General features: G+C 71.9%; 13 protein-coding genes. 9 read left to right on the plus strand and 4 right to left on the minus strand.

From position 1 onward, the window contains the following. The first annotated feature begins 26 nt into the window (after positions 1 to 26). The 3 genes from ACQPZ4_RS25135 to ACQPZ4_RS25145 all read left to right on the plus strand — a co-directional run bounded on the left by ACQPZ4_RS25135 (position 27) and on the right by ACQPZ4_RS25145 (position 7,322). The gene (locus tag ACQPZ4_RS25135) at positions 27 to 5,585 is read left to right on the plus strand and encodes a carboxyl transferase domain-containing protein (RefSeq protein ID WP_433065873.1); all 5,559 of its coding nucleotides are present in this window, start codon (positions 27 to 29) and stop codon (positions 5,583 to 5,585) included. Positions 5,586 to 5,641: 56 nt separating this feature from the next. Further along, on the plus strand, positions 5,642 to 6,712 hold the full coding sequence (locus ACQPZ4_RS25140) for a DUF4037 domain-containing protein (protein WP_433065876.1): 1,071 nt from the start codon (positions 5,642 to 5,644) through the stop codon (positions 6,710 to 6,712). 109 nt (positions 6,713 to 6,821) lie between these two features. Then, positions 6,822 to 7,322 carry a hypothetical protein gene (locus ACQPZ4_RS25145; RefSeq protein WP_433065879.1) on the plus strand — a complete coding sequence of 167 codons (501 nt, stop codon included), beginning with the start codon at positions 6,822 to 6,824 and terminating at the stop codon, positions 7,320 to 7,322. 302 nt (positions 7,323 to 7,624) lie between these two features. Here ACQPZ4_RS25145 and ACQPZ4_RS25150 read toward each other — a convergent pair whose 3' ends face one another. After that, complete coding sequence (locus ACQPZ4_RS25150; RefSeq protein WP_433065882.1) at positions 7,625 to 8,569, minus strand: L,D-transpeptidase family protein; 945 nt, start codon at positions 8,567 to 8,569, stop codon at positions 7,625 to 7,627. A 19-nt stretch (positions 8,570 to 8,588) separates the two neighbouring features. Here ACQPZ4_RS25150 and ACQPZ4_RS25155 point away from each other — a divergent pair, with 19 nt between their 5' ends. The 6 genes from ACQPZ4_RS25155 to ACQPZ4_RS25180 all read left to right on the plus strand — a co-directional run bounded on the left by ACQPZ4_RS25155 (position 8,589) and on the right by ACQPZ4_RS25180 (position 15,439). Next, on the plus strand, positions 8,589 to 9,344 hold the full coding sequence (locus ACQPZ4_RS25155; RefSeq protein ID WP_433065884.1) for a M15 family metallopeptidase: 756 nt from the start codon (positions 8,589 to 8,591) through the stop codon (positions 9,342 to 9,344). 55 nt (positions 9,345 to 9,399) lie between these two features. Next, positions 9,400 to 10,941: a PQQ-binding-like beta-propeller repeat protein gene (locus ACQPZ4_RS25160; protein WP_433065887.1), complete on the plus strand. Its 1,542-nt coding sequence runs from the start codon at positions 9,400 to 9,402 to the stop codon at positions 10,939 to 10,941. A 123-nt stretch (positions 10,942 to 11,064) separates the two neighbouring features. Further along, positions 11,065 to 12,153 carry a sugar ABC transporter substrate-binding protein gene (locus tag ACQPZ4_RS25165; protein WP_433065890.1) on the plus strand — a complete coding sequence of 363 codons (1,089 nt, stop codon included), beginning with the start codon at positions 11,065 to 11,067 and terminating at the stop codon, positions 12,151 to 12,153. A gap of 43 nt (positions 12,154 to 12,196) precedes the next feature. Beyond that, the gene (locus tag ACQPZ4_RS25170; RefSeq protein WP_433065893.1) at positions 12,197 to 12,961 is read left to right on the plus strand and encodes an ATP-binding cassette domain-containing protein; all 765 of its coding nucleotides are present in this window, start codon (positions 12,197 to 12,199) and stop codon (positions 12,959 to 12,961) included. Further along, positions 12,958 to 14,211 carry a sugar ABC transporter permease gene (locus tag ACQPZ4_RS25175; protein ID WP_433065896.1) on the plus strand — a complete coding sequence of 418 codons (1,254 nt, stop codon included), beginning with the start codon at positions 12,958 to 12,960 and terminating at the stop codon, positions 14,209 to 14,211. Before ACQPZ4_RS25170 ends, ACQPZ4_RS25175 begins: the two co-directional genes overlap by 4 nt. A 40-nt stretch (positions 14,212 to 14,251) precedes the next feature. After that, positions 14,252 to 15,439 carry an ROK family protein gene (locus ACQPZ4_RS25180; RefSeq protein ID WP_433065899.1) on the plus strand — a complete coding sequence of 396 codons (1,188 nt, stop codon included), beginning with the start codon at positions 14,252 to 14,254 and terminating at the stop codon, positions 15,437 to 15,439. A 50-nt stretch (positions 15,440 to 15,489) separates the two neighbouring features. Here the strand turns inward: ACQPZ4_RS25180 and ACQPZ4_RS25185 are convergent, their stop codons facing one another. The 3 genes from ACQPZ4_RS25185 to ACQPZ4_RS25195 form a co-directional block, all read right to left on the minus strand. After that, the gene (locus tag ACQPZ4_RS25185; protein ID WP_433065902.1) at positions 15,490 to 17,187 is read right to left on the minus strand and encodes a hypothetical protein; all 1,698 of its coding nucleotides are present in this window, start codon (positions 17,185 to 17,187) and stop codon (positions 15,490 to 15,492) included. Further along, on the minus strand, positions 17,187 to 18,452 hold the full coding sequence (locus ACQPZ4_RS25190; protein WP_433065905.1) for a type III PLP-dependent enzyme: 1,266 nt from the start codon (positions 18,450 to 18,452) through the stop codon (positions 17,187 to 17,189). Before ACQPZ4_RS25190 ends, ACQPZ4_RS25185 begins: the two co-directional genes overlap by 1 nt. Positions 18,453 to 18,814: 362 nt before the next feature. Continuing rightward, a complete protein-coding gene (locus ACQPZ4_RS25195) occupies positions 18,815 to 21,562 on the minus strand; it encodes a putative bifunctional diguanylate cyclase/phosphodiesterase (protein WP_433065908.1) in 2,748 nt (915 codons plus the stop codon). Between the last annotated feature and the right edge of the window lie 148 nt (positions 21,563 to 21,710).

Consider the following 21,710-nt stretch of genomic DNA (forward strand, 5'->3'; position numbering starts at 1 on the left):
CGCGGTTCAACCAGGAGGCTCAACCGGTGTTCAGTCGTATCGCCATCGTCAACCGCGGAGAAGCCGCGATGCGGCTCATCCACGCCGTGCGCGACCTGTCCGCGGAAACCGGCACGCGGATCGAGACGGTCGCCCTCTACACCGACGTCGACCGCACCGCGACCTTCGTCCGCGAGGCCGACCTCACCTACTCCCTGGGGCCCGCCGCCGCCCGCCCGTACCTCAACCACGCCCTCCTCGAGCAGGCCCTGCGCGCCGTCGAGGCCGACGCCGTCTGGGTCGGCTGGGGCTTCGTCGCCGAGGACCCCGCCTTCGCCGAACTCTGCGACCGGCTCGGGATCACGTTCATCGGGCCCTCCGCCGACGCCATGCGCAAGCTCGGCGACAAGATCGGCGCCAAGCTCATCGCCGAGGAGGTCGGCGTCCCCGTCGCCCCGTGGAGCCGCGGCGAGGTCGCCACCCTCGACGACGCCCTGGCCGCCGGGGAGCGCATCGGGTACCCGCTCATGCTCAAGGCCACCGCCGGCGGCGGCGGGCGCGGCATCCGCAAGGTCGAGAACGGCGCCGAACTCGCCGACGCCTACGAGCGCACCAGCGCCGAGGCCCTGCGCGCGTTCGGCTCCGGCATCGTCTTCCTCGAACGGCTCGTCACCGGCGCCCGCCACGTCGAGGTCCAGGTCATCGCCGACGGCCAGGGCACCGCCTGGGCCCTCGGCGTGCGCGACTGCTCCGTCCAGCGGCGCAACCAGAAGATCATCGAGGAGTCGGCGTCGCCGGTCCTCGGGCCCGAACAGGTCGCCGAGCTCAAGGGCGCCGCCGAACGGCTCGCGCTCGCCGTGGGCTACCGCGGTGCCGGTACCGTCGAGTTCCTCTACCACCCCACCGAGAAGCTCTTCGCCTTCCTCGAGGTCAACACCCGCCTGCAGGTCGAGCACCCGATCACCGAGATCACCACCGGCACCGACCTGGTCAAGCTGCAGATCCACGTCGCCTCCGGCGGCAAGCTCGACGGCGAGCGCCCCGCCGAGCTCGGCCACGCCGTCGAGGCCCGGCTCAACGCCGAGGACCCCGACCGCGACTTCGCCCCCGCCCCCGGCAAGATCTCCCGGCTCGTGCTGCCCGCCGGGCCCGGCATCCGCGTCGACTCCGGCGTCAGCGAGGGCGACAGCATCCCGTCCGACTTCGACTCCATGATCGCCAAGATCATCGCGTACGGGCGGGACCGCGACGAGGCCCTCGCCCGCCTGCGCCGCGCCATGGCCGAGACCACCGTCATCATCGACGGCGGCGCCACCAACAAGAGCTTCGTCATCGACCTGCTCGACCAGCCCGAGGTCATCGACGCCACCGCCGACACCGGCTGGATCGACCGCGTCCGCGCCGAAGGCCGCCTCGTCAACCACCGCCACTCCGCGATCGCCCTGGCCGCCGCCGCCATCGAGGCCTACCAGGACGAGGAGGAGATCGCCCGCGGCCGGCTGCTCACCACTGCCCACGGCGGCCGCCCCCAGGTCCAGCACGAGTCCGGGCGCCCCCTCGACCTCAAACTCCGCGGCGTCGGCTACCGCGTCGCCGTCGCCCGCGTCGGCCCCACCCGCTACCGCGTCGGCATCACCGCCGGCGCCGACACCCACCCCGCCGACGTCGAACTCGAACGCTTCGACGAGCACCGCGGCCAGATCACCGTCAACGGCCGCCGGTTCCGGCTCGTCTCCGCCACCCACGGCCCCATCCACCTCGTCGAGGTCGACGGCGTCACCCACCGCATCAGCCGCGACGAGGGCGGCGTCGTCCGCTCGCCCGCACCCGCCCTCGTCGTCGCCACCCCCGTCGCCGTCGGCGACGAGGTCGAAGCCGGCGCCCCCATCCTCGTGCTGGAGAGCATGAAGATGGAGACCGCGCTGCGCGCCCCGTTCCGGGCCCGGGTCCGCGAACTGCCCGTCGCCGTCGGCAGCCAGGTCGAGACCGGCGCCCCCCTGATGCGCCTCGAACCCCTCGGCGACGACGACGAACAGGCCGCCGAGGGCCCCGCCGGCACCGCCGTCGACATCGACCTGCCGCCCGAGGACACCGCCGCGACCGTCACCGAACGCCTCGCCGCCGGCCTCGCCGACCTGCGCGCCCTGCTGCTCGGCTTCGACACCGACCCGCACGACCGCGGCCGCACCCTCGCCCGCTACCTGCAGGCCCGCGGCGAGAACGGCGCCCGGCCCGCCCCCGGCGAGGTCGAACTGCTCACCGTCTTCGCCGACCTCGCCGAACTGACCCGCAACACCCCCGGCGGCGAGATCGGCGGCGAACCCAACACCGCCGTGCACTCCCCCCGCGAGTACTTCCACCGCTACCTCGGCAGCCTCGACGTCGAACGCGCCGGCGTCCCCGCCACCTTCCAGGCCCGCCTCACCAAGGTCCTCGCCCACTACGGCGTCGACAGCCTCGACCGGACCCCCGAACTCGAAGCCGCCGTCTTCCGGATCTTCCTCGCCCAGCAGCGCACCGCCACCGACGTCGCCATCGTCTCCGAACTGCTGCGCCAATGGCTCGCCGGCCCGCTGCCCGTCGAAGCGCTCGCCGAACCCGCCGGCCTGACCCTCGAACACCTCATCGAGGCCACCCAGGTCCGCTTCCCGGCCGTGTCCGACCTGGCCCGCGGCATCGTCTTCCGCTGGTTCGCCCAGCCGCTGCTGCGCCGCACCCGCGCCGAGGTGTACGTCACCGTCCGCACCCACCTGCGCCACCTCGACCGCAACCCCGGCGCCGCCGACCGCGCCGAACGCATCCAGTCCATGGTCGCCAGCGCCGAACCCCTCGTCCGGCTCATCGGCCAGCGCATCGGCCGCCCCGGCCGCGACCACGCCCCCCTCCTCGAGGTCCTCACCCGCCGCTACTACGGCAACCGCGGACTGTCCAACGTCGCCGCGCAGGACACCACCGGCGGCCGGTTCGTCACCGCCGACCACGCCGGGCGGACCGGGCGCACCCGCGTCGTCACCACCGCCGTCGACATCGCCACCCTGCCCGCCGCCCTGGACACCATCGCCGCCTTCGCGACCGAGCACGCCGAACACGGTTTCCCCACCGCACCGGCGACCAGCGGCGACAGCAGGACAGCACACGGTACAGACGCGGCGTTTGATCGTGGTGTAGTGGCCGACATCTATGTGGCGTGGGAGGACCAGCCCGACGCCGCCACCATCGGCGACCGGCTCGGCGAACTCCTCGCCGCCCACCCGCAGCCCGCCGGCGTGCGGCGCATCACGATCACCGTCGCCGGCACCACCGGCGCCGTCATGCACCACCACTTCACGTTCCGCCCCGACGGCGGCACGTTCGCCGAGGACCGCCTCATCCGCGGCCTGCACCCGCAGATCGCCAACCGCCTGCAGCTGTACCGGCTCCGCGAGTTCGACCTCACCCGCCTGCCGTCCGCGGACGAGGAGATCTACCTGTTCAAGGCCGTCGCCAAGACCAACCCCGCCGACGAGCGCCTCATCGCCATGGGCCAGGTCCGCGACCTCACCGCGCTGCGCGAGGCCGACGGCCGCCTCGTCGCCCTCCCCGCCCTCGAGGACACCACCACCGGCTGCCTCGACGCGATCCGCAACATCCAGGCCCAGCGGCCCCAGAACAAGCGCTTCGACACCAACCGGATCATGATGTACGTCTGGCCGGCCACCGAGCTCACGCAGGAGGAGATCGAGACCCTCGTCCAGCGGCTCCTGCCCACCACCGCCGGCGCCGGCCTCGAAGAGGTCCAGTTCCTCGCCCGCCAGCGCAACGCCGCCGGCGAACTGTCCGAGGTCGCCGTCCGCATCGCCCTCGACCCCGGCCACGGCGCCACCCTCACCGTCGACAAGCCCACCACCGAACCCGTCCAGCCCCTCGACGACTACCGGCAGAAGGTCCTGCGGGCGGCGCGGCGCGGCAACGTGTACCCGTACGAGCTCACCGGCCTGCTCGCCGGCCAGGGCGGCAGCTTCACCGAACACGACCTCGACGCGCACGGCGTCCTCGCGCCCGTGCAGCGCCCCAAGGGCCGCAACAGCGCCGCCATCATCGCCGGCGTCGTGTCCACCCCGACCCCCCGCCACCCCGAAGGCGTCACCCGCGTCGTGCTCCTCGGCGACCCCACCAAGGCCCTCGGCGCCCTGTCCGAACCCGAGTGCAGCCGCGTCATCGCCGCCCTCGACCTCGCCGAACAGCTCCAGGTGCCCCTCGAATGGTTCGCGCTGTCGGCCGGCGCCCGCATCTCCATGTCATCCGGTACCGAGAACATGGACTGGGTCGCCGCCGCCCTCAAACGCATCGTCACGTTCACCCAGGCCGGCGGTGAGATCAACATCGTGGTGACGGGCATCAACGTCGGCGCCCAGCCGTACTGGAACGCCGAGGCCACGATGCTCATGCACACCAAGGGCATCCTCGTCATGACCCCCGACTCCGCCATGGTCCTCACCGGCAAGCAGGCCCTGGACTTCTCCGGCGGCGTCTCCGCCGAGGACAACTACGGCATCGGCGGCTACGACCGGGTCATGGGCCCCAACGGCCAGGCCCAGTACTGGGCCCCCAACCTCGCCGGCGCCCGCGACGTGCTCATGGCCCACTACGACCACACCTACATCGTCCCCGGCGAACCCGGCCCCCGCCGCGCCCCCACCAGCGACCCCGCCGACCGCGACGTGTCGCCGTTCCCGCACACCGTCGCCGGCAGCGACTTCACCACCGTCGGCCAGATCTTCTCCGCGGCCCACAACCCCGACCGCAAGAAGGCCTTCGACATCCGCACCGTCATGCGCGCCCTCGCCGACCAGGACCACCCGGTCCTCGAACGCTGGGCCGGCATGGCCGACGCCGACACCGCCGTCGTCACCGACGCCCGCCTCGGCGGCTGGCCCGTCTGCCTCGTCGGCATCGAGTCCCGCTCCGTGCCCCGCACCGGCTTCCCGCCCACCGACGGCCCCGACACCTACACCGCCGGCACCCTCTTCCCCCGCTCCTCGAAGAAGGTCGCCCGCGCCATCAACGCCGCGTCGGGCAACCGGCCCCTCGTCGTGCTGGCCAACCTGTCCGGCTTCGACGGCTCCCCGGAGTCGATGCGCAAACTCCAGCTCGAGTACGGCGCCGAGATCGGCCGCGCCATCGTCAACTTCGACGGCCCGATCGTCTTCTGCGTCATCTCCCGCTACCACGGCGGCGCGTTCGTCGTGTTCTCCAAGGCCCTCAACCCCAACATGACCGTCCTGGCCCTCGAAGGCTCGTTCGCGTCGGTGCTCGGCGGCGCCCCCGCCGCCGCGGTCGTCTTCGCCGGCGAGGTCAACAACCGCACCAGCACCGACCCGCGCGTCACCGACCTCCAGGCCCAGGTGTCGGCCGCATCCGGCGCCGCCCGGGCAGCACTGAATGCCCGCCTGGCAGAAGTGCAGTCGTCGGTACGGGCTGAGATGCTCGGCGCCGTCGCCAGCGAATTCGACCGCGTGCACAGCATCCAGCGCGCCGTCGACGTCGGCTCGGTGGACGCCATCATCAGCGCCGCCCAGCTGCGCCCGGCCATCATCGAGGCGGTCTCGCGCGGCCTGAAGCAGTAGCGCTCTGGCGGTAAAGGGGTCGGCCGGTACGCGGCCGACCCCTTACTGTTTCGCGGGTGGCACCCACCTTCGTCCCCGGACTGCAGCTCTGCCGCGACTTCTACGAGCAGGGGGTGCGGCCGCTGCTCGGGTCCATTCCCCATGCCGCCGCCCGGCTCGGGCCCGGCTCCGAGGTGCTCGGCTTCGACACCGCGCGCTCGGCCGACCACGACTGGGGCCCGCGGCTCGAACTGTTCGTGGACACGGCCGCCGTCGACGCGCCGGCGCTCTCGGCGCTGCTGCGTTCGCGGCTGCCGCGGGAGGTACACGGGTGGCCGACCAGCTTCGAACCGCCCGACGAGCGGGTCCGCGTCATGACCGCGACCACGACCGGCCCCGTCCACCATCGGGTCGTCATCGCCGACGTCGCCACCTGGTCGCGGGAACACCTCGGCTTCGACGCCCGTTTTTCGATTGCCGATACCGACTGGCTCGCCACCCCGACGCAGAAACTGGCCGAGGCGACCGGTGGGGCCGTCTACCACGACGACCTCGGCGAGCTCACCGCGCTGCGGGCGCACCTCGCGTGGTACCCGGAGCAGCTGTGGAAGCGGATCCTCGCCGCGCAGTGGATTCGGATCGCCCAGGAGGAGGCGTTCGTCGGGCGCGCCGCGGAGATGGACGACGACCTCGGCAGCCGGATCACCGCCGCGCGCCTGAGCCGGGACGTGATGCGGCTGTGCCTGCTGCTGGCCCGCCGGTACCCGCCGTACACCAAGTGGCTCGGCTCCGCGTTCGCCGCGCTGCCGGACATCTCCCCGATCGCCGACGCCCTGGCCGAGGCGCTGGCGGCGGACGACGCGGAGGACCGGCAGTCGGCGCTGTGCGACGCCTACGAGGCCGCCGGGGCCTGGCAGAACCGGCTGCGGCTGACGTACCCGGTGAACGCGAGCCGCCGGCCGTACTTCGACCGCCCCTTCCCCGTCATCGACGCGGGCCGGTTCGCGGAGGCCCTGGCGCCGGGCGGCTCCCGGGTCGGGGCGATCGACCAGTTCGTGGACAGCACCGACGTGCTCATGCAGCCCGGGCTCGCCCGGGGCCTGGCGGCCGCGGTGGAGCCGGTCCCCGGACGGGGCCCTGCCGCGTAGCGGCTGGTTCTTTCTGGCGTGGCTCCGCCACGCTCCCTATGGCGTCCTAGGAAGCTAGGCGTCAGCCTGAAACCGGCAATCCGGTGTACGGCGGGCCGGCGACGCTCTGGTGCTGCCGGGATCGGGCCGGAAGTACCTCGAGATCGCCAGCGTGGAGGGCCACCAGCGGGGACCGGGCCTGTCCTGGCCGGAGCTGGCCGGTGTCGCCGCCCGGCAGCCCGATCCGGTACGCCGGGCCCAGACGCTCCTGCTGCTCGCCCCGGCCTTCGGCGACGCGGCGGCTCTCGGCGACGCGGCGGCCGATACGCCGGCCCACGACGATCGCGGCGCCCTCGAACGCGATGCCCCACAGCGGCTCGGTGCGTCGGAGGCCGTCGAATCGGAGGCTGTCGCGCTGCTCTCGGCGGCGATGCGGACGCTCGGCGCTCCCGACGAATCGGCAACCGCGGTGGTGGCCTCGCGGGCGGTCTCCGACGACGCGCTGTTCTGGGGGCCGGTGCACTGGGTCGCCGGCGCGCCGGAGTCGGATTACGCATCACGCAATCCGGCGAGCGCGTACGCGCTGCCGGACGCCGACCGGAAACTCCTCGGCTCGCTGCTGGCGCCCTGAGGAGTTCGCCGGATTGCCGGGCGCACTCATCCGCCGAACACGAACAGCGCGCACGAACGGGCCGGCCGAACAGGTCGGTTGGGGCGGCGCCGCCGAGCATCGAGCCGCGCCCAATCGCGCCGGGCAGCCCGGCGCGATTGCTGGATTACTGGATTATTGGATTACCGGTAATCGTAATGCGGGTAATTCCGGGGCGGTCACACACCGTGGTCGCCGGCACCCGTAACAACTCGGCGCCAGGAGCAACGCTGCGCCAGGAACAGTTCGGCGCCGAACGCCGAGCCGCGACGAGCCACGTCGGGTCAGTAGCGGCCCAGCCACGCCGTCGGCGCCATCACGATACGCGGGTTCGCGGCCGGGTCCAGCCAGCGCAGCACCGCCGTCAGGTCGGACTGGGCCAGGCTCACGCAGCCCAGCGTGCTGTTCCCGTTCGACTGGTGCAGGAAGATCCCGCTCCCCCGCCCGGGCGTCGCCGGCATGTTGTAGCGGATCACCGCGAAGTGCGTGTACTGCGGGCTGATCTCCCACAGCGCCTCGCTCGGCCCGCCCGGGTTCGGGCCGTGACTGAACGTGTTGTACCCCGGCGAGTCGCTGTTCTCGTTCCACCAGTCGTCCGGCCCCACCTGGTGGTAGCGGTAGCGCACGCCAGGGTTGGCGGCAATCCCGTACATGGTGCCGTCGAAGGCGAACACCCCCGCCGGCGTCGTGCGGTCGCCCTCCCGCTTCGCGTCGCTGAAGCCCTTCGAGCCCAGCCGCGCCGGCATCTGCCCGAGGACCGGCTGCCACGCGCCGCCCGACTTCGCGTACGCCTGCAGGGTCGCGGTCGTCGCCGACTGGCTCGGCGACTGCACGATCACGACCTGCGTCGTGTTCGCCGGCAGCGACTTGAGCCGCGCCGCGTCGTTGGCCGGGGTCTGCTCCTTGCCCGGCGTCCCGCCACCGCCGCCGTTGCCCGGGGGCTTCGGCGGCGCACCCGCGGTCGGGTGGGTCGTCGCCGCCGTCGTCGGAGCCGCGGCCACCGCGGGCGGCGAGGACGCCGCCCCGACCGGATCAGCAAAAGCGACATCAGAGGCCGACGGCGTGACCGGCTGCGGCGTCGGCACCCCCGAGGCCGGAGCCGCCGCATCACCAGGGTCCGCGCCACACCCGGTCAACGCGGCGATCAGCAGCGCGGGTAGCGCCAGAAGGCGGACAAACCGCCGCGGACGGGGGAAGGGGAACACGTGTTCGGGCTGCTCGTCCGGCACACCACATAGTATCGAGCCCATGCGCGCAACGTTCCCGACAAATCCGGCAACACGCCGATTTGCCGCGCTCATCGTTGCCGCCGGGCTGCTCGCCGGCGCGTGTGGCGGGGACCCTGTCACCACGCCGGCCTCGGCCACGACGTCAAGCCCGGCGAGCGCGAGCGGGCGGGCGGATGCGAGCACAGGCAGTACACCGGAGACGGAACAGATCCCGGAGGACTTCATCGAGGTCCTTCCGGCCGGGCTGCGCACCAACATGACCGGGGTCTCGTGGCGGCCCGGGTGCCCCGTCGGCCTCGACGACCTGCGGCTCGTGCACGTGTCCTATGTGGACTTCGACGGGAACCTGAAGGCCGGCCTGCTGGTCGTGCACAAGGCCATCGCCGAATCCGCACTGCGCGTGTTCCAGGCGTTACGCAAGGCGAGGTTTCCGATCCGCAGCATGCAGCTCATCGACCAGTACGGCGGCAGTGACGACGCGTCGATGGCCTCGGACAACACGTCGGCGTTCAACTGCCGCAACGTGCCGAACACGAGCCACTGGTCGAACCACGCGTACGGGCGGGCGATCGACGTCAACACCGTCGAGAACCCGTACCTGCCGAAGGGGCAGGTCATGCCGCCGGCCGGGAAGGCGTTCCTGGACCGCGGGAACGTGCGGCCGGGGATGATCGTCGCCGGGGACGCGACCGTGAAGGCGTTCCAGGCCGAGGGGTTCGTGTGGGGCGGGGCCTGGAAGAGCGGCACCGACTACCAGCACTTCGAGAAAGCATAATCCGCTTCGCGTCACAATGCGGCGCGCCGAGATCACCGTCGCCATACTGTCCCGCATGGAATCGCGGATGGGCGTGTTCCGGCTGCTGATCGCCGGGATGCTCGTGCTGATCGTCGGCGGCGTCGCCACCACGGCGTGGGCGCTGCGACGGGCCGAGACCCTGGCCGAGCCGGGCGCCGAGAGCCAGGCCGCGAGCCCCGGCCCGGCCGCGCCGCCGTCCGCGTCCACCTCGCCCGCGCCGCCGCCGTTCCTCGGCTGGTCCGACCCGGCGCTGGTCGGCAAGCCGTACGGCACGAAGGTGAACGGCCTGCTCACGTTCCGTGGCAATCCGACCCGCACGTACTACGGCGAGGGCCCGGTGCCCCGCACGACCCCGGTCCAGCGCTGGCAGTTCCCGAAGAGCGGCGGGCTGTGCGCGATGTCGTCGGACAAGGGCGAGACCCGCGAGTGGTGCGGCACCGGCTGGACCGGGCAGCCCGCCGTGTTCGAGCGGGACGGGCGGACGTGGGTCGTCTTCGGCGCGTACGACCGCAACATCCACTTCCTGGACGCGACCACCGGCGAGCGGATCCTGCCCGACTTCAAGACCGGCGACATCATCAAGGGCAGCGTCACCGTCGACCCCGACGGGTTCCCGCTGCTCTACTCCGGGTCACGCGACGGCTACTACCGGGTCATCGCCATGGACCGGGCCACCCCGACCGAGCTGTGGAAGCTCTCCGCCGACGCGGTGAAGCCGACGCTGTGGAACGACGACTGGGACGGCTCCGGGCTGATCATCGACGACTACCTGTTCGAGGGTGGCGAGAACAGCCAGTTCCACGTCGTGAAGCTCAACCGCGGGTACGGGCCGGACGGCAAGGTCACCGTCGCCCCGCAGCTGGTGTGGCACACCCCCGGCTGGGACGACCAGCTGCTCAAGGACGCCGGCGACAACAACGTGTCGATCGAGAACTCGGTCGCCGTGTTCCGCGACACCGTGTACTTCGCCAACTCCGGCGGCCTCGTGCAGGGCTGGGACCTGTCGGGGCTGAAGGCGGGCAAGGAGCCGACGCGCACGTTCCGGTTCTGGACCGGCGACGACACCGACGCGTCGATCGTGGTGGACGCGGACGGCTTCCTGTACGTCGGCTCCGAGTACGAGAAGGGCAACGCGCGCTCCAAGGAGGTCGGGCAGATGCTCAAGCTCGACCCGTCCAAGCCCGACAACCCCGTGGTGTGGGCGGTCAAGGACACCCCGGCGCAGCGGCCGGGCGGGATCTGGGGCACGCCGGCGCTGTACCGCGACATCGCCGTCTACGACACGGCCGGCGGCGACGTGCTCGGCGTCGACCGGGCCACCGGCGCGGTCCGCTGGCGGTTCCACCTGGCCGGCGGGGAGACCTGGCAGTCGCCCGTGATCGTGGACGATACGCTGTTCATGGGCGACTGCACCGGCGTCATGCACGCCTACGACGTCTCCGACACGCGGGCGGAGCCGCGGGCGCTCTGGGAGTACAAGATCGGCGGTTGTATCGAAGCGACCCCGGCGGTATGGAAGGGTTCGCTGTATTTCGGCACGAGAGCGGGCGCCGTGCACGCCCTGTCGGCGCCGTAGCGCACAAGTGCCAAAGCCGTAGCGCACGAAGGTATTGCGCAATTGTTACGGGCCGCGACTGGTCACGGTGAACGGCACGCCATACGTTGCCCGACACAACAATCAGCCGAAAGGACCCGAGCAATGCGCAGAGGGATCCTGTCCCTGCTGGCCACCGGCGCCCTCGTCGCGAGCGGGACCGCCGCCTGCACCGCGAACGTGTCCGGGACCGGCGGGCACGGGGGCAAGCCGCGCATCGGGGTCATCCTGCCCGACAGCAAGTCCTCGGCGCGGTGGGAGACGGCCGACCGAAAGTACCTGGCCGCGGCGTTCAAGGCGGCCGGCGTCGACTACGAGATCCAGAACGCGCAGAACGACAAGAGCGCCTTCACGACCCTCGCCGAGCAGATGATCACGCAGGGCGTCGACGTGCTGATGATCGTGAACCTGGACTCCGGGACCGGCAAGGCGGTGCTGGACAAGGCCCGCAACGCCGGCGTCGCCACGATCGACTACGACCGGCTGACGCTGGGCGGCTCCGCGCGGTACTACGTCTCGTTCGACAACACGGCCGTCGGCACGCTGCAGGGCCAGGGCCTGGTCCGCTGCCTCGCCGACGCGAAGATCAACCGGCCGGTGGTCGCCGAGCTCAACGGCTCCCAGACCGACAACAACTCGACGCTGTTCAAGGAGGGCTACGACAACGTGCTGCAGCCGAAGTTCGACTCCGGCGAGTACGTGAAGGGCCCCGACCAGTGGATCGAGGAGTGGGACAATACCCGTGCCGGTACCGCCTTCGAGCAGATGATGACCGCCCAGCCCAACATCGGCGGGGTGATCGCGGCCAACGACGGCCTCGCGAACGCCGCCATCAACGTGCTCAAGAAGCAGGGCCTCAACGGCCACATCCCGGTCACCGGCCAGGACGCCACCGCGCAGGGCCTGCAGAACATCCTCAACGGCGACCAGTGCATGACCGTCTACAAGGACGTGCGGCGGGAGGCCGCGGCGGCCGCGAAACTCGCGATCGCCCTGGCCAAGGGTGAGACGGGCGTCACCACGACCAAGGTGTACGACCGGGTCGGCAAGCGCGACGTCGACGCCATCCTGCTCGATCCCAAGGCGATCACCAGGGACAACGTGCGGGCCGTCATCGACGACGGCTACGTGTCGGCCGACGAGGTCTGTACGGCGGACTTCGCCGCGAAGTGCGCCGCGGCAGGTATCAAGTAAGGTACCGGTCTCGCCTGGGGAGCCGGCGGCCTGAAGGAGCAACGTGACCGAACGACCCTTGCTGGAGATCCGGGGGCTCAGCAAGAGCTTCGGACCGGTCCAGGTGCTGCGCGACGTGGACTTCCAGGTCCACGCCGGGCAGGTCACCGCCCTCGTCGGCGACAACGGGGCCGGCAAGTCCACGCTGGTCAAGTGCGTCGGCGGGATCTACTCGATCGACGCCGGGGAGTACCTGTTCGACGGCCGGCCGGTCTCCGTGCACGGGCCCCGCGACGCCGCCGCCCTCGGCGTGGAGATCGTCTACCAGGACCTGGCCCTGTGCGACAACCTCGACATCGTCCAGAACATGTTCCTCGGCCGGGAGATCCGCCGCGGCCTGGTCCTCGACGACATCACCATGGAGCAGAAGGCCGCCGAGACCCTGGCCAGCCTGTCGGTGCGCACCGTGGCGTCGGTCCGCCAGCCGGTCTCCAGCCTGTCCGGCGGGCAGCGGCAGACGGTCGCGATCGCCAAGGCCGTCCTGTGGAACAACCGGATCGTGATCCTCGACGAGCCCAACGCCGCGCTCGGCGTCGCCCAGACCGCCCAGGTCCTCGAACTCGTGCGCCGGCTGGCCGACAACGGCCTCGCGGTCGTGCTCATCTCGCACAACATGAACGACGTGTTCGCCGTCGCCGACCGCATCGCCGCGCTGTACCTCGGGCAGATGGCCGCCCAGGTGCGCGCGACCGACGTGACCCACTCCCAGGTCGTCGAGCTCATCACCACCGGCCGCAGCGGCATGCTCGGCCTAGGAGCGAACGTATGAGCCTCTCGTTGCTGGAGGAGCGGACGAACGGGCATCCGTCGTCGGGGCTCGGGGCGTACACCCGGGACTATCTGGCGAAAGTGCGCGGGGGCAACATGGGTGCCCTGCCCGCCGTGCTGGGCCTGCTGACCCTCGTGGTGGCGTTCTCCGTGGCCCGGCCCGAGTTCGTCACCGCCGGGAACCTCGCCAACCTGCTGCACCAGGGCGCGGCCGTCACCGTGATCGCCATGGGGCTGGTCTTCGTGCTCCTGCTGGGCGAGATCGACCTGTCGGCCGGGTTCGCCAGCGGCGTCTGCGCCTCCGTCCTGGCCGTGTTACTGACGAACTTCGGGCTTCCCTGGTACGTCGCTGTGCTCGGCGCCATCGCCACCGGAGCCGCCATCGGGCTCGTGATCGGCCTGCTCGTCGCCAAGCTGGGGATCCCGTCCTTCGTGGTGACCCTCGCCGCCTTCCTGGCCTTCCAGGGCGCCGTGCTGCTGCTCATGAAGGGCGGCACGATCGTCGCCGTCGACGACCCGACGATCAAGAAGATCAATTTCGACGGGCGTTTCACGCCGCTGCAGGGCTGGATCCTGTACGGCGTGACGATCGCCGCCATGCTCGCCCTGCACCTGTGGAAGCGCTCCAGCCGGGTCCGCCACGGCCTGACCGCCGATCCGATCGCGGTGATCGCGCTGCGGGTGCTCACGGTCGCGGTCCTGCTCGGCGCGGCCGTGTGGACGCTGAACCTGGAGCGGTCCAAGAACGACGCCATCTCCCAGCGGGGCGTGCCGATGGTGGTGGCGATCCTGGGGCTGCTGCTGTGGCTGTGCACCTTCGTGCTCAACCGCACCGCGTTCGGCCGGCACGTCTACGCCGTCGGCGGCAACCGCGAGGCGTCGCGCCGGGCCGGCATCCACGTGGACGCGATCCGCATCGCCGTGTTCGTCATCTGCTCCACCATGGCCGCGGTCGGCGGGATCGTGGCCGCGTCCCGGGACGCCTCCGTCAACCCGAACACCGGCGGCAGCAACGTGCTGCTGTACGCCGTCGGCGCCGCGGTCATCGGCGGCACCAGCCTCTTCGGCGGCAAGGGCCGCGTCCTCAACGCGGTGCTGGGCGGCGCGGTCGTGGCCGTCATCGAGAACGGGATGGGCCTGATGGAGTACAGCTCCGGCACGAAGTACGTCGTCACCGGCGTGGTCCTGCTCCTCGCCGCCGGCATCGACGCGCTGACCCGAAGGCGCGCGGCCGCGGCGGGCCTGCGCTGACTAGTCTGCTAACCGCGACCACCATCGAAGAAAGCCGAGCATGCGCGTTGGCCCCAGCCAGGAGGAGATCCGGCGGAGCAACCTCGGAGCACTCCTGCGCTCCGTGCACCTCCACGGCGCGATGTCCCGTGCGGATCTCACGACGAGCCTGGGCCTCAACCGCAGCACGATCGGCGCGCTGACCGCGGACCTCGCCGCCGCCGGCCTGGTCAGCGAGGGCGTCCCCCGCGAGCAGCGGGGCCGCGCCGGCCGCCCGTCGCTGGTCGTGCGGCCCGAGTCGGAGAAGGTCTACGTCTTCGCCTTCGCCGTCGAGGTCGACCGCATCGTCGCCGCGCGCGTCGGCCTCGGCGGCGTCCTGCTCGACCGCTTCGAGGCCGCCCGCCCCCGCGGCGAGCACGACGCCGCCACCGTCATCGCCCCGATCGCCGACTTCGTGCGCAAGATGCAGCTCACCGCCCCCGCCGGCGCCCGCCTCATCGGCTCCGGCGCCGCGGTCTCGGCCATGGTCCGCCGCGACGACGGCTTCGTCCGCCTCGGCCCGCAGCTCGGCTGGGCCGACCAGCCGCTCGGCGAGGCCCTGCGCGCCCTGGTCGGCGACGGCCGCGCGGTGGCGGTCCGCAACAACGCCGACCTCGCGGCACTCGCGGAGCACACGAGGGGCGCGGCGGCGGGCTGCGACAACCTCGTCTACCTGTACGGCGATGCGGGCGTCGGCGGCGGCATCATCGCGGCCGGGCGGCCGGTGACCGGCCACGGCGGGTACGGCGGCGAGGTCGGCCACATGGTCGTCAACCCCAACGGCAAACCGTGCAGCTGCGGCTCCCACGGCTGCTGGGAGACCGAGATCGGCGAGCACGCCCTGCTCACGGCGGCGGGCCGCAATGCGACGGCGGGCCGGGACGGGATTCTCGCGGTGGTGGACGCGGCCTCCCGCGGCGACAACACGGCGCAGGCGGCGATGCGGCAGGTCGGCGACTGGCTCGGCTTCGGCGTGGCGAACCTGGTGAACATCTTCAACCCGGAGATGGTCATCTTCGGGGGGACGCTGCGGGAGGTGTACCTCGCGTCGGCGGCGCAGGTCCGGTCCCGTCTCAACCGCAACGGGCTGCCGGCCTGCCGGGAGCATGTGCGGCTGCGTACTCCTCAGCTCGGGCAGGACGCGGCTCTGCTGGGGGCCGCGGAGCTGGCTTTCGAGCCGCTGTTTGCCGATCCGCTCGATTCTGCTTGAGGTGTTTCACGAAATGTCGGGCTTCGTGCCTCAGCCGCGACATTTCGGACTTATACCCCGGCAGGGGATGCGCCCCTTTTTGCTCGGACCAGCACGGTGAGTGAAATCAACGCCAGAACCGCGGCGGCGGTACCGGCGACAGACCCGACGGCCGGCGCGGCGACCAGCAGCGGCAGCGTACGGACGGCGATCGCGCTGCCCAGGGCCCTCGTCGAGGCGCTCCAGGCCAGGACCGTCGTCACCGTGCCGGGCCTCGCCGCCTGGGCCAGCCGCGCGTCCATGCCGCCCTCGAACGCGGTCATGCTCAGCCCGGACAGGAACTGGGCCAGGAACAGCCCGAACAGGTGCGCCGGGGCGAGCAGCCAGCCGATCAGCATGCCGACGCCCCACAGCGGCCAGGTCACCGCGGCCGGCAGCCGCAGCCGCCCGACCCGGTCGACGGCCCACGAGGACAGCAGGCACCCGGCACTGAACGCGGCCGCGGCCCCGGCGACGGCGTGCTGCCCGTGCAGCTCGGTCGCGAGGGCGACGGACAGCAGCGTCGGCCCGGCCGCGAGCAGCGTGATCCCGCCCCCGGCCGCGAGCACGGGCAGCGGCACCCGCACGCCCCTGGCCTCGTGCTCGGCGCGCCTGCGTTCAACCCTCGTCTGGTACGCCCCTGTCGGCCGCGGCGGCGGCACGTTCCGCGCGGTCCGGGCCCGGCGGGCGGTGAGCATGGTCGGCAGCAGGCTGAGCCCGTACACGGCGAAGACCACGGCGAGCGACGCGGTGTGCAGCGGCAGCAGGGCGGCGACCCCGGCCCCGGCCGCCTCGACCGCCGCGATCGACAGCGCGTAGCGGGTCATCGCCCTCGGTCGCGCGTCGACGGCGGCGACCTCGGCCCGCATCGCGGCGAACCCGGTGTACGCGGCGATGTGCATGACGGTGACGCCCGCCGCGATGACGGTGGCGTTGACGCCGTGCAGCAGCGCCGCGAGGGTGGCGACCCGCAGGACGGCCTCGGTACAGCCGGCGAGCAGCAGCAACGTACGCCCGTGCAACCGCCGCGCCAGCCGCCCGACGACCGGCGCGGACAGTACGACGCCGAGCAGCATTGCCGAGTTGAACAATGCGGCCATGGCGAGGCCGCCACGCTGGGTGGCGATCAGGTTGAACAGCGTCCAGCCGAGGGACAGGCCGAACGAGTCGACGACGCCGGAGACGAGCAGCTCGCGGAGCCGCCCGGCGCGCCTCCGCCCGCCTGGGTGCTGGGCACGACGGCGGCCCGCTGGATGCCCGGAACCGCGGCCGCTCGCGTGCTCGGGACGCCCGGTCGCGTGTTCGGCGCGGCTCCCCTCGTGCCCGAGGCCCTCACGCCCGGCGTGCTTGCCGGTCGCGTGCTGCACGACCTCGGGCTGAACCACCGCATGCTGCGCGGTCGCATGCTCGGCGGTCGCGTGCCTGTGGCCGACGTTCTCGGCCGCGACGGCGGTCGCGTGCCTGTGGCCGACGTTCTCGGCCGCGACGGCGGTCGCGTGCCTGTGGCCGACGTTCTCGGCCGCGACGGCGGTCGCGTGCCTGTGGCCGACGTTCTCGGCCGCGACGGCGGTTGCGGGTGTGTCGCCGGCGTTCCCCGCGGAGCGGACGGTTGTGTGGTTGTCGCTGACGTGCTCGGGGCGGCCGGTTGGGTGCCCGGTGGGGCGCCGGCCGCCCGGATCGTCGGTGCGGTGGCGCGACCGGTGCGGGGCCGCCGCATCGGTCGCGGTCATCAGGCCTGGTCCGCCGCGGTCTCCGCCTGGACGGGGAGGTGCGCTTCCGGCGTGCGCTGGACGGTGGCGTTGCTCCCCGTCGCGCCGCCCACGAACACGGGCTCGGGCGGGGCGAAGCCGTTGAAGTGGCTGGCGTAGCTCAGCGTGTACGCCCCGGCGGACCCGATGTACAGCCGGTCCCCCACCTCGACCGTCGCCGGCAGATTGACGCCGTAGAACATCGTGTCGGAGCTGTCGCACGACGGACCGGTCACCGTGAACGGCAGATGCGGCACCAGCGCGTGGTCGGTGCGCGACGTCCACAGCGGGAACCGCCACTGCTGCACCGTCTGCTGCGTCTCCATCATGCCGTTGTAGGCGCCCACGTCGACGTACAGCCAGTTCTCCCCCGCCCGCACCTCGCGCCCGAGCACGGTGGTGACCATGACGGCACTCTCGGCGACCAGGTGCCGGCCCGGCTCGGCGGCCAGCAGCGCCGGACGGTACGGCAACAGCTCCTCGAGCGCCGCATTGATGGTCCCGGCAATCTGGTCCAGCGGCGGGACCCGCTCGACGTAGCGGGACGGAAAGCCGCCGCCCATGTCGAGCATCTCCAGGTGTACCCCGTCCTCCTCCAGGGCGGCCATGAGCCGTCCGACGGCGGCGATCGCCTGGCGCCACGCGTTCGTCGTCGCGCACTGCGAGCCGACGTGGAAGGTCACACCGTACGGCCGCAGCCCCAGCTCCCGCGCCAGCAGCATCAGCGCCCGGGCCTCGTGCGCCTCCGCCCCGAACTTGCGCGACAGCGGGAACAGGCTCGTCGAGTCGTCGACCCGCAGCCGGATGTACACCGCGGCGCCGGGCGCGTACTGCGCCAGCTTGTGCAGCTCCCCCTCCGAGTCGAAGCTGAACCGCCACAGCCCGGCCTTGCGCGCCTCGACGATCGCCTGCGGCGGCTTGATCGGGTTGCTGTACAGCACCTCGGCCGGGTCCACCCCGATCTCCTGCAGCATCCGCAGCTCCCCGATCGAGGCGACCTCGAAGCTGGACCCGAGCGCGGCCAGCGTGCCCAGGATGTCCTCGGCGGAGTTGCACTTCATCGCGTAGAACGTGTTGACGCCCGGGATCGCCGCGGTGAACGCGGTGTACCGCGCGGCGACGGTCGACAGATCCACGGCCAGGAACGGCGTGGCGGCGTCCAGCTTGGCGAGGGCGCGGGGCCCGAGCGCCGCGGGCCAGTGCCCGGGCAGGTCGAGGCGGGCCTGGTCGGCGAGGGCGGCCGTCATCGAAGCGGGCTCCTAACGCGGGCTGGTCGTCTTTGCTGGTCAGCCACCAGATTCGAGGTCGCGGGGAGCCGCACGGGTGCGCCGCCGGGTGCTGCCCGGTAACGCCGATCAGGTCACACCGGCAAACAGCGCCGCACAGGTTCAGCCCGCGCGGATCGAGCGTCCACGCGGGCCGAATTACCGAATTATTGGATTACCGATTACCGGAATTCGCCAATCCGGCGACCGTCACACAGCGTGTCGATCAACGGCCGAGCCACACCACACCACCGGCCGAGCCACGCCGCACCACCGCCCCGAACCCGCCGCCTCCGGCGAGGACGCGGGCGAAGCCACCGGCGAGGGCCCGCCGGTGCGGCCCATTATGCCGCCAGCGCCGCCTTGTCCTTGAGCAGCAGCTCAGCATCCGCCGCCGGCAGCGGCCGCGAGAAGTAGAAGCCCTGCGCGAGGTCGCAGCCCATCCGCCGCAGCGCCAGGAACTGCGCGTACTGCTCGATACCCTCAGCAACCGTCGACATCCCCAGGCTCTGCCCGAGCTGCACGATCGTGCGGGCCAGCGCGGCGTCCGGCGTCGCCCCGCTCAGCCGCTCCACGAACGAGCGGTCGATCTTCAGCGTGTCGACCGGGAAGCGGCGCAGGTAGGCCAGCGACGAGTACCCGGTGCCGAAGTCGTCGATGGCGAGCCGCACCCCGATGTCCTTGAGGCTGAGCAGCACCGCGAGATTCTCCTCGGTGTCGGTCATCAGCACGCTCTCGGTCATCTCCAGGCACAGCCGCTCGGCCGGCAGCCCGGTCGTGGCGAGCACCCCGGCGACGATCGCCGGCAGGTCCGGCTGGTCGAACTGCACGCCGGAGACGTTGACGGCCATCGTCAGCTCGCGTTCGGGGTCCGCGGCGCCCCACGCGACCGCCTGCCGGCAGGCCTCGGCGAGCACCCACTGCCCCAGCGGCCGGATGAGCCCCGTGGCCTCGGCCAGCGGGATGAAGTCGGCCGGGCTGATCATGCCGCGGACCGGGTGCTTCCAGCGGACCAGCGCCTCGAATCCGACGATGGTGCCGGTCCGCAGCTCGATCGTCGGCTGGTAATGCAACTCCAGCTCCCCGCCGGCGTCCAGGGCGCGGCGCAGGTCGGCCGCGAGCTGCAGGCGCTCGACGAGCCCGGAGTGCATCGCCGGGTCGTAGCGCGCGAACTGTCCGGAGCCGGCCGACTTCGCACGGTACATGGCGAGGTCGGCGTTGCGCATCAGCTGGTCCGCGTCGCGGGCGTCCGGCCCGGTCAGCGCGATGCCGATGCTGCCCTGCACGTGGATTTCCTGGTTCTCGAGCACGAACTGCTCGTCGAGGGACGCGATGATCCGCCGCGCGAGCTCGTCGCCGTCCTCGGGGGTGGCGACGCTGTCGAGCAGTACCGCGAACTCGTCACCGCCGAAGCGGGCCACGGTGTCGCCGTCGCGCACCGCCTCGCCGAGCCGCATCGCGACCTGCATGAGCAGCACGTCGCCGGCGGCGTGGCCGAGGCTGTCGTTGACCTCCTTGAATCCGTCGAGGTCGAGGAAGAGGATCGCGACGTGCTCGTGCCTGCGCAGCGCGACCTCGAGGCGGTCCTTGAACAGGGCGCGGTTGGCGAGCTTGGTGAGCCCGTCGTGGAACGCCTCGTGGACGAGCTGGTCCTCGAGCTCCTTGCGCTCGCTGATGTCCCGCGAGTTCAGCACGATGCCGCGCACGCTCGGGTCCTCGAGCAGGTTCGTGACGGTCACCTCGGCCAGGCAGCGGTGCCCGTCGGCGTGCAGCATCGGCAGCTCGATGGTCCGCGTCGCGTACGCGGTCCCGGACACGGCCTCGACGGCGGCGACCAGCAACTCGGCGGAGTCGGCCAGCATACGCTCGGTGAGGTTGATGCCGGCGAACTGCTCCGGCAGATAGCCGAACACCCGCGTGATGGATTCGCTCTGGTACGTCACGATCCCCGCCGCGTCGATCACCGTCACCACGTCGGAGCTGTGCTGCACGAGCGCCTGGAACCGCTGCTCGCTCGCCCGCAGCTCGGCCGTGCGCTCCTCCACCCGCGCCTCCAGCCCGCGGGTCAGCGAGCGGTTCTCCAGCAGCGTGAGCAGCTGCCGGCCGACGATGAGCAGGATGATCGCGGAGCGGCTCCACGAGATGAACATGTCGTGGCTGCCGTGCCGCAGCACCTCGAACGTGCTGGTCAGCAGCGCCCCGAGCACGGCGAGGTACGGCAGCATCACGCCGAGTGGCTGGGTCAGCGCGTGCTCGTCCTGCTCGGCGAAGGCCGGCTCGGGGCGGCGCGCGGCCAGGAAGATGAGCGCGAACCCGGTGAACCAGCCCAGGTCGAGCACGTTGCCGGAGCCGTACGTGTCCAGCAGCGTCAGGTACGCGTACCCGGAGTCGGACACGGTGAACGCGGCCAGCCCGGCCCCGACCATCGGCAGCGACAGCGGACGCCGGCCGCCCCGGCGCAGCCGCGCGACCATGAACAGCACGATCGTCAGCACCACGACGTCACCGCCGGGGTACCACAGCGTGACGAGCAGCCCGAGCTTGCTGTCGGCGCCCTGGCGCACCAGCGGCCCGAGGATCAGCACCCACGTGATGAGCAGCAGCGAGACGGCGATCATGAGCCCGTCGAGGATGCTGCGGACCTGCTGCGCGAGTGACTGCCGGCTCACCGGGAGCAGCAGCAGACCGGCCGCGGTGAACGGCATCATCCAGAAGTACCCACCGTCGGCGAGCGACGGGAACGGGACCTCCTGGCGCAGGATCGTCTCGTACCAGATGCAGAACGCCTGCCCGATGCCCCACGACACGGCGCCCGCCCCGGCCAGCGCCCAGGCCCAGCGCACCCGGCGGCTGCCCTCGACGGTTCCGCTCTGCCGCTCGCTCCAGGCCCGGACCAGGCAGGCGGTGCCCGCGGTCAGCGCGGCCAGGAACAGCACGATGTTGGAGACGTTCTGCCCTACGAGGTCGCCGCCGAACCCGGTGACGAACACCGTGAACAGCGCCGCGGTGACCGTCGCGGCACCGGCGCAGAGCAGCGCATATCCGCGGGTGGGCGCGGCGGCCCGGAGCAGGCTGTGCGGCCAGCTCGCCATCGTGCCCCCCGATCAGTGGTTCGCGTCGCGTGCCGCACTGATCGGGTCGCGGCCGGACGAACTGAGCGGCTTACCCGGCAGGCAACCGTCCCGCACCCATAACTCACGTTTCCGCTGGTGAGTTGCGGTTTTCCAGGGGTACCGCCGG

The sequence above is a fragment of the Dactylosporangium sp. CS-033363 genome, from assembly GCF_050942475.1.
Lineage (GTDB): Bacteria > Actinomycetota > Actinomycetes > Mycobacteriales > Micromonosporaceae > Dactylosporangium.

Excerpts from the sequence above, each read along its gene's own strand:
- ACQPZ4_RS25155 (WP_433065884.1), top strand. The coding sequence starts at position 8,589 with ATGCGCGCAACGTTCCCGACAAATCCGGCAACACGCCGATTTGCCGCG.
- ACQPZ4_RS25160 (WP_433065887.1), top strand. The coding sequence starts at position 9,400 with ATGGAATCGCGGATGGGCGTGTTCCGGCTGCTGATCGCCGGGATGCTC.
- ACQPZ4_RS25165 (WP_433065890.1), top strand. The coding sequence starts at position 11,065 with ATGCGCAGAGGGATCCTGTCCCTGCTGGCCACCGGCGCCCTCGTCGCG.
- ACQPZ4_RS25175 (WP_433065896.1), top strand. The coding sequence starts at position 12,958 with ATGAGCCTCTCGTTGCTGGAGGAGCGGACGAACGGGCATCCGTCGTCG.
- ACQPZ4_RS25180 (WP_433065899.1), top strand. The coding sequence starts at position 14,252 with ATGCGCGTTGGCCCCAGCCAGGAGGAGATCCGGCGGAGCAACCTCGGA.
- ACQPZ4_RS25185 (WP_433065902.1), bottom strand. The coding sequence starts at position 17,187 with ATGACCGCGACCGATGCGGCGGCCCCGCACCGGTCGCGCCACCGCACC.
- ACQPZ4_RS25190 (WP_433065905.1), bottom strand. The coding sequence starts at position 18,452 with ATGACGGCCGCCCTCGCCGACCAGGCCCGCCTCGACCTGCCCGGGCAC.
- ACQPZ4_RS25195 (WP_433065908.1), bottom strand. The coding sequence starts at position 21,562 with ATGGCGAGCTGGCCGCACAGCCTGCTCCGGGCCGCCGCGCCCACCCGC.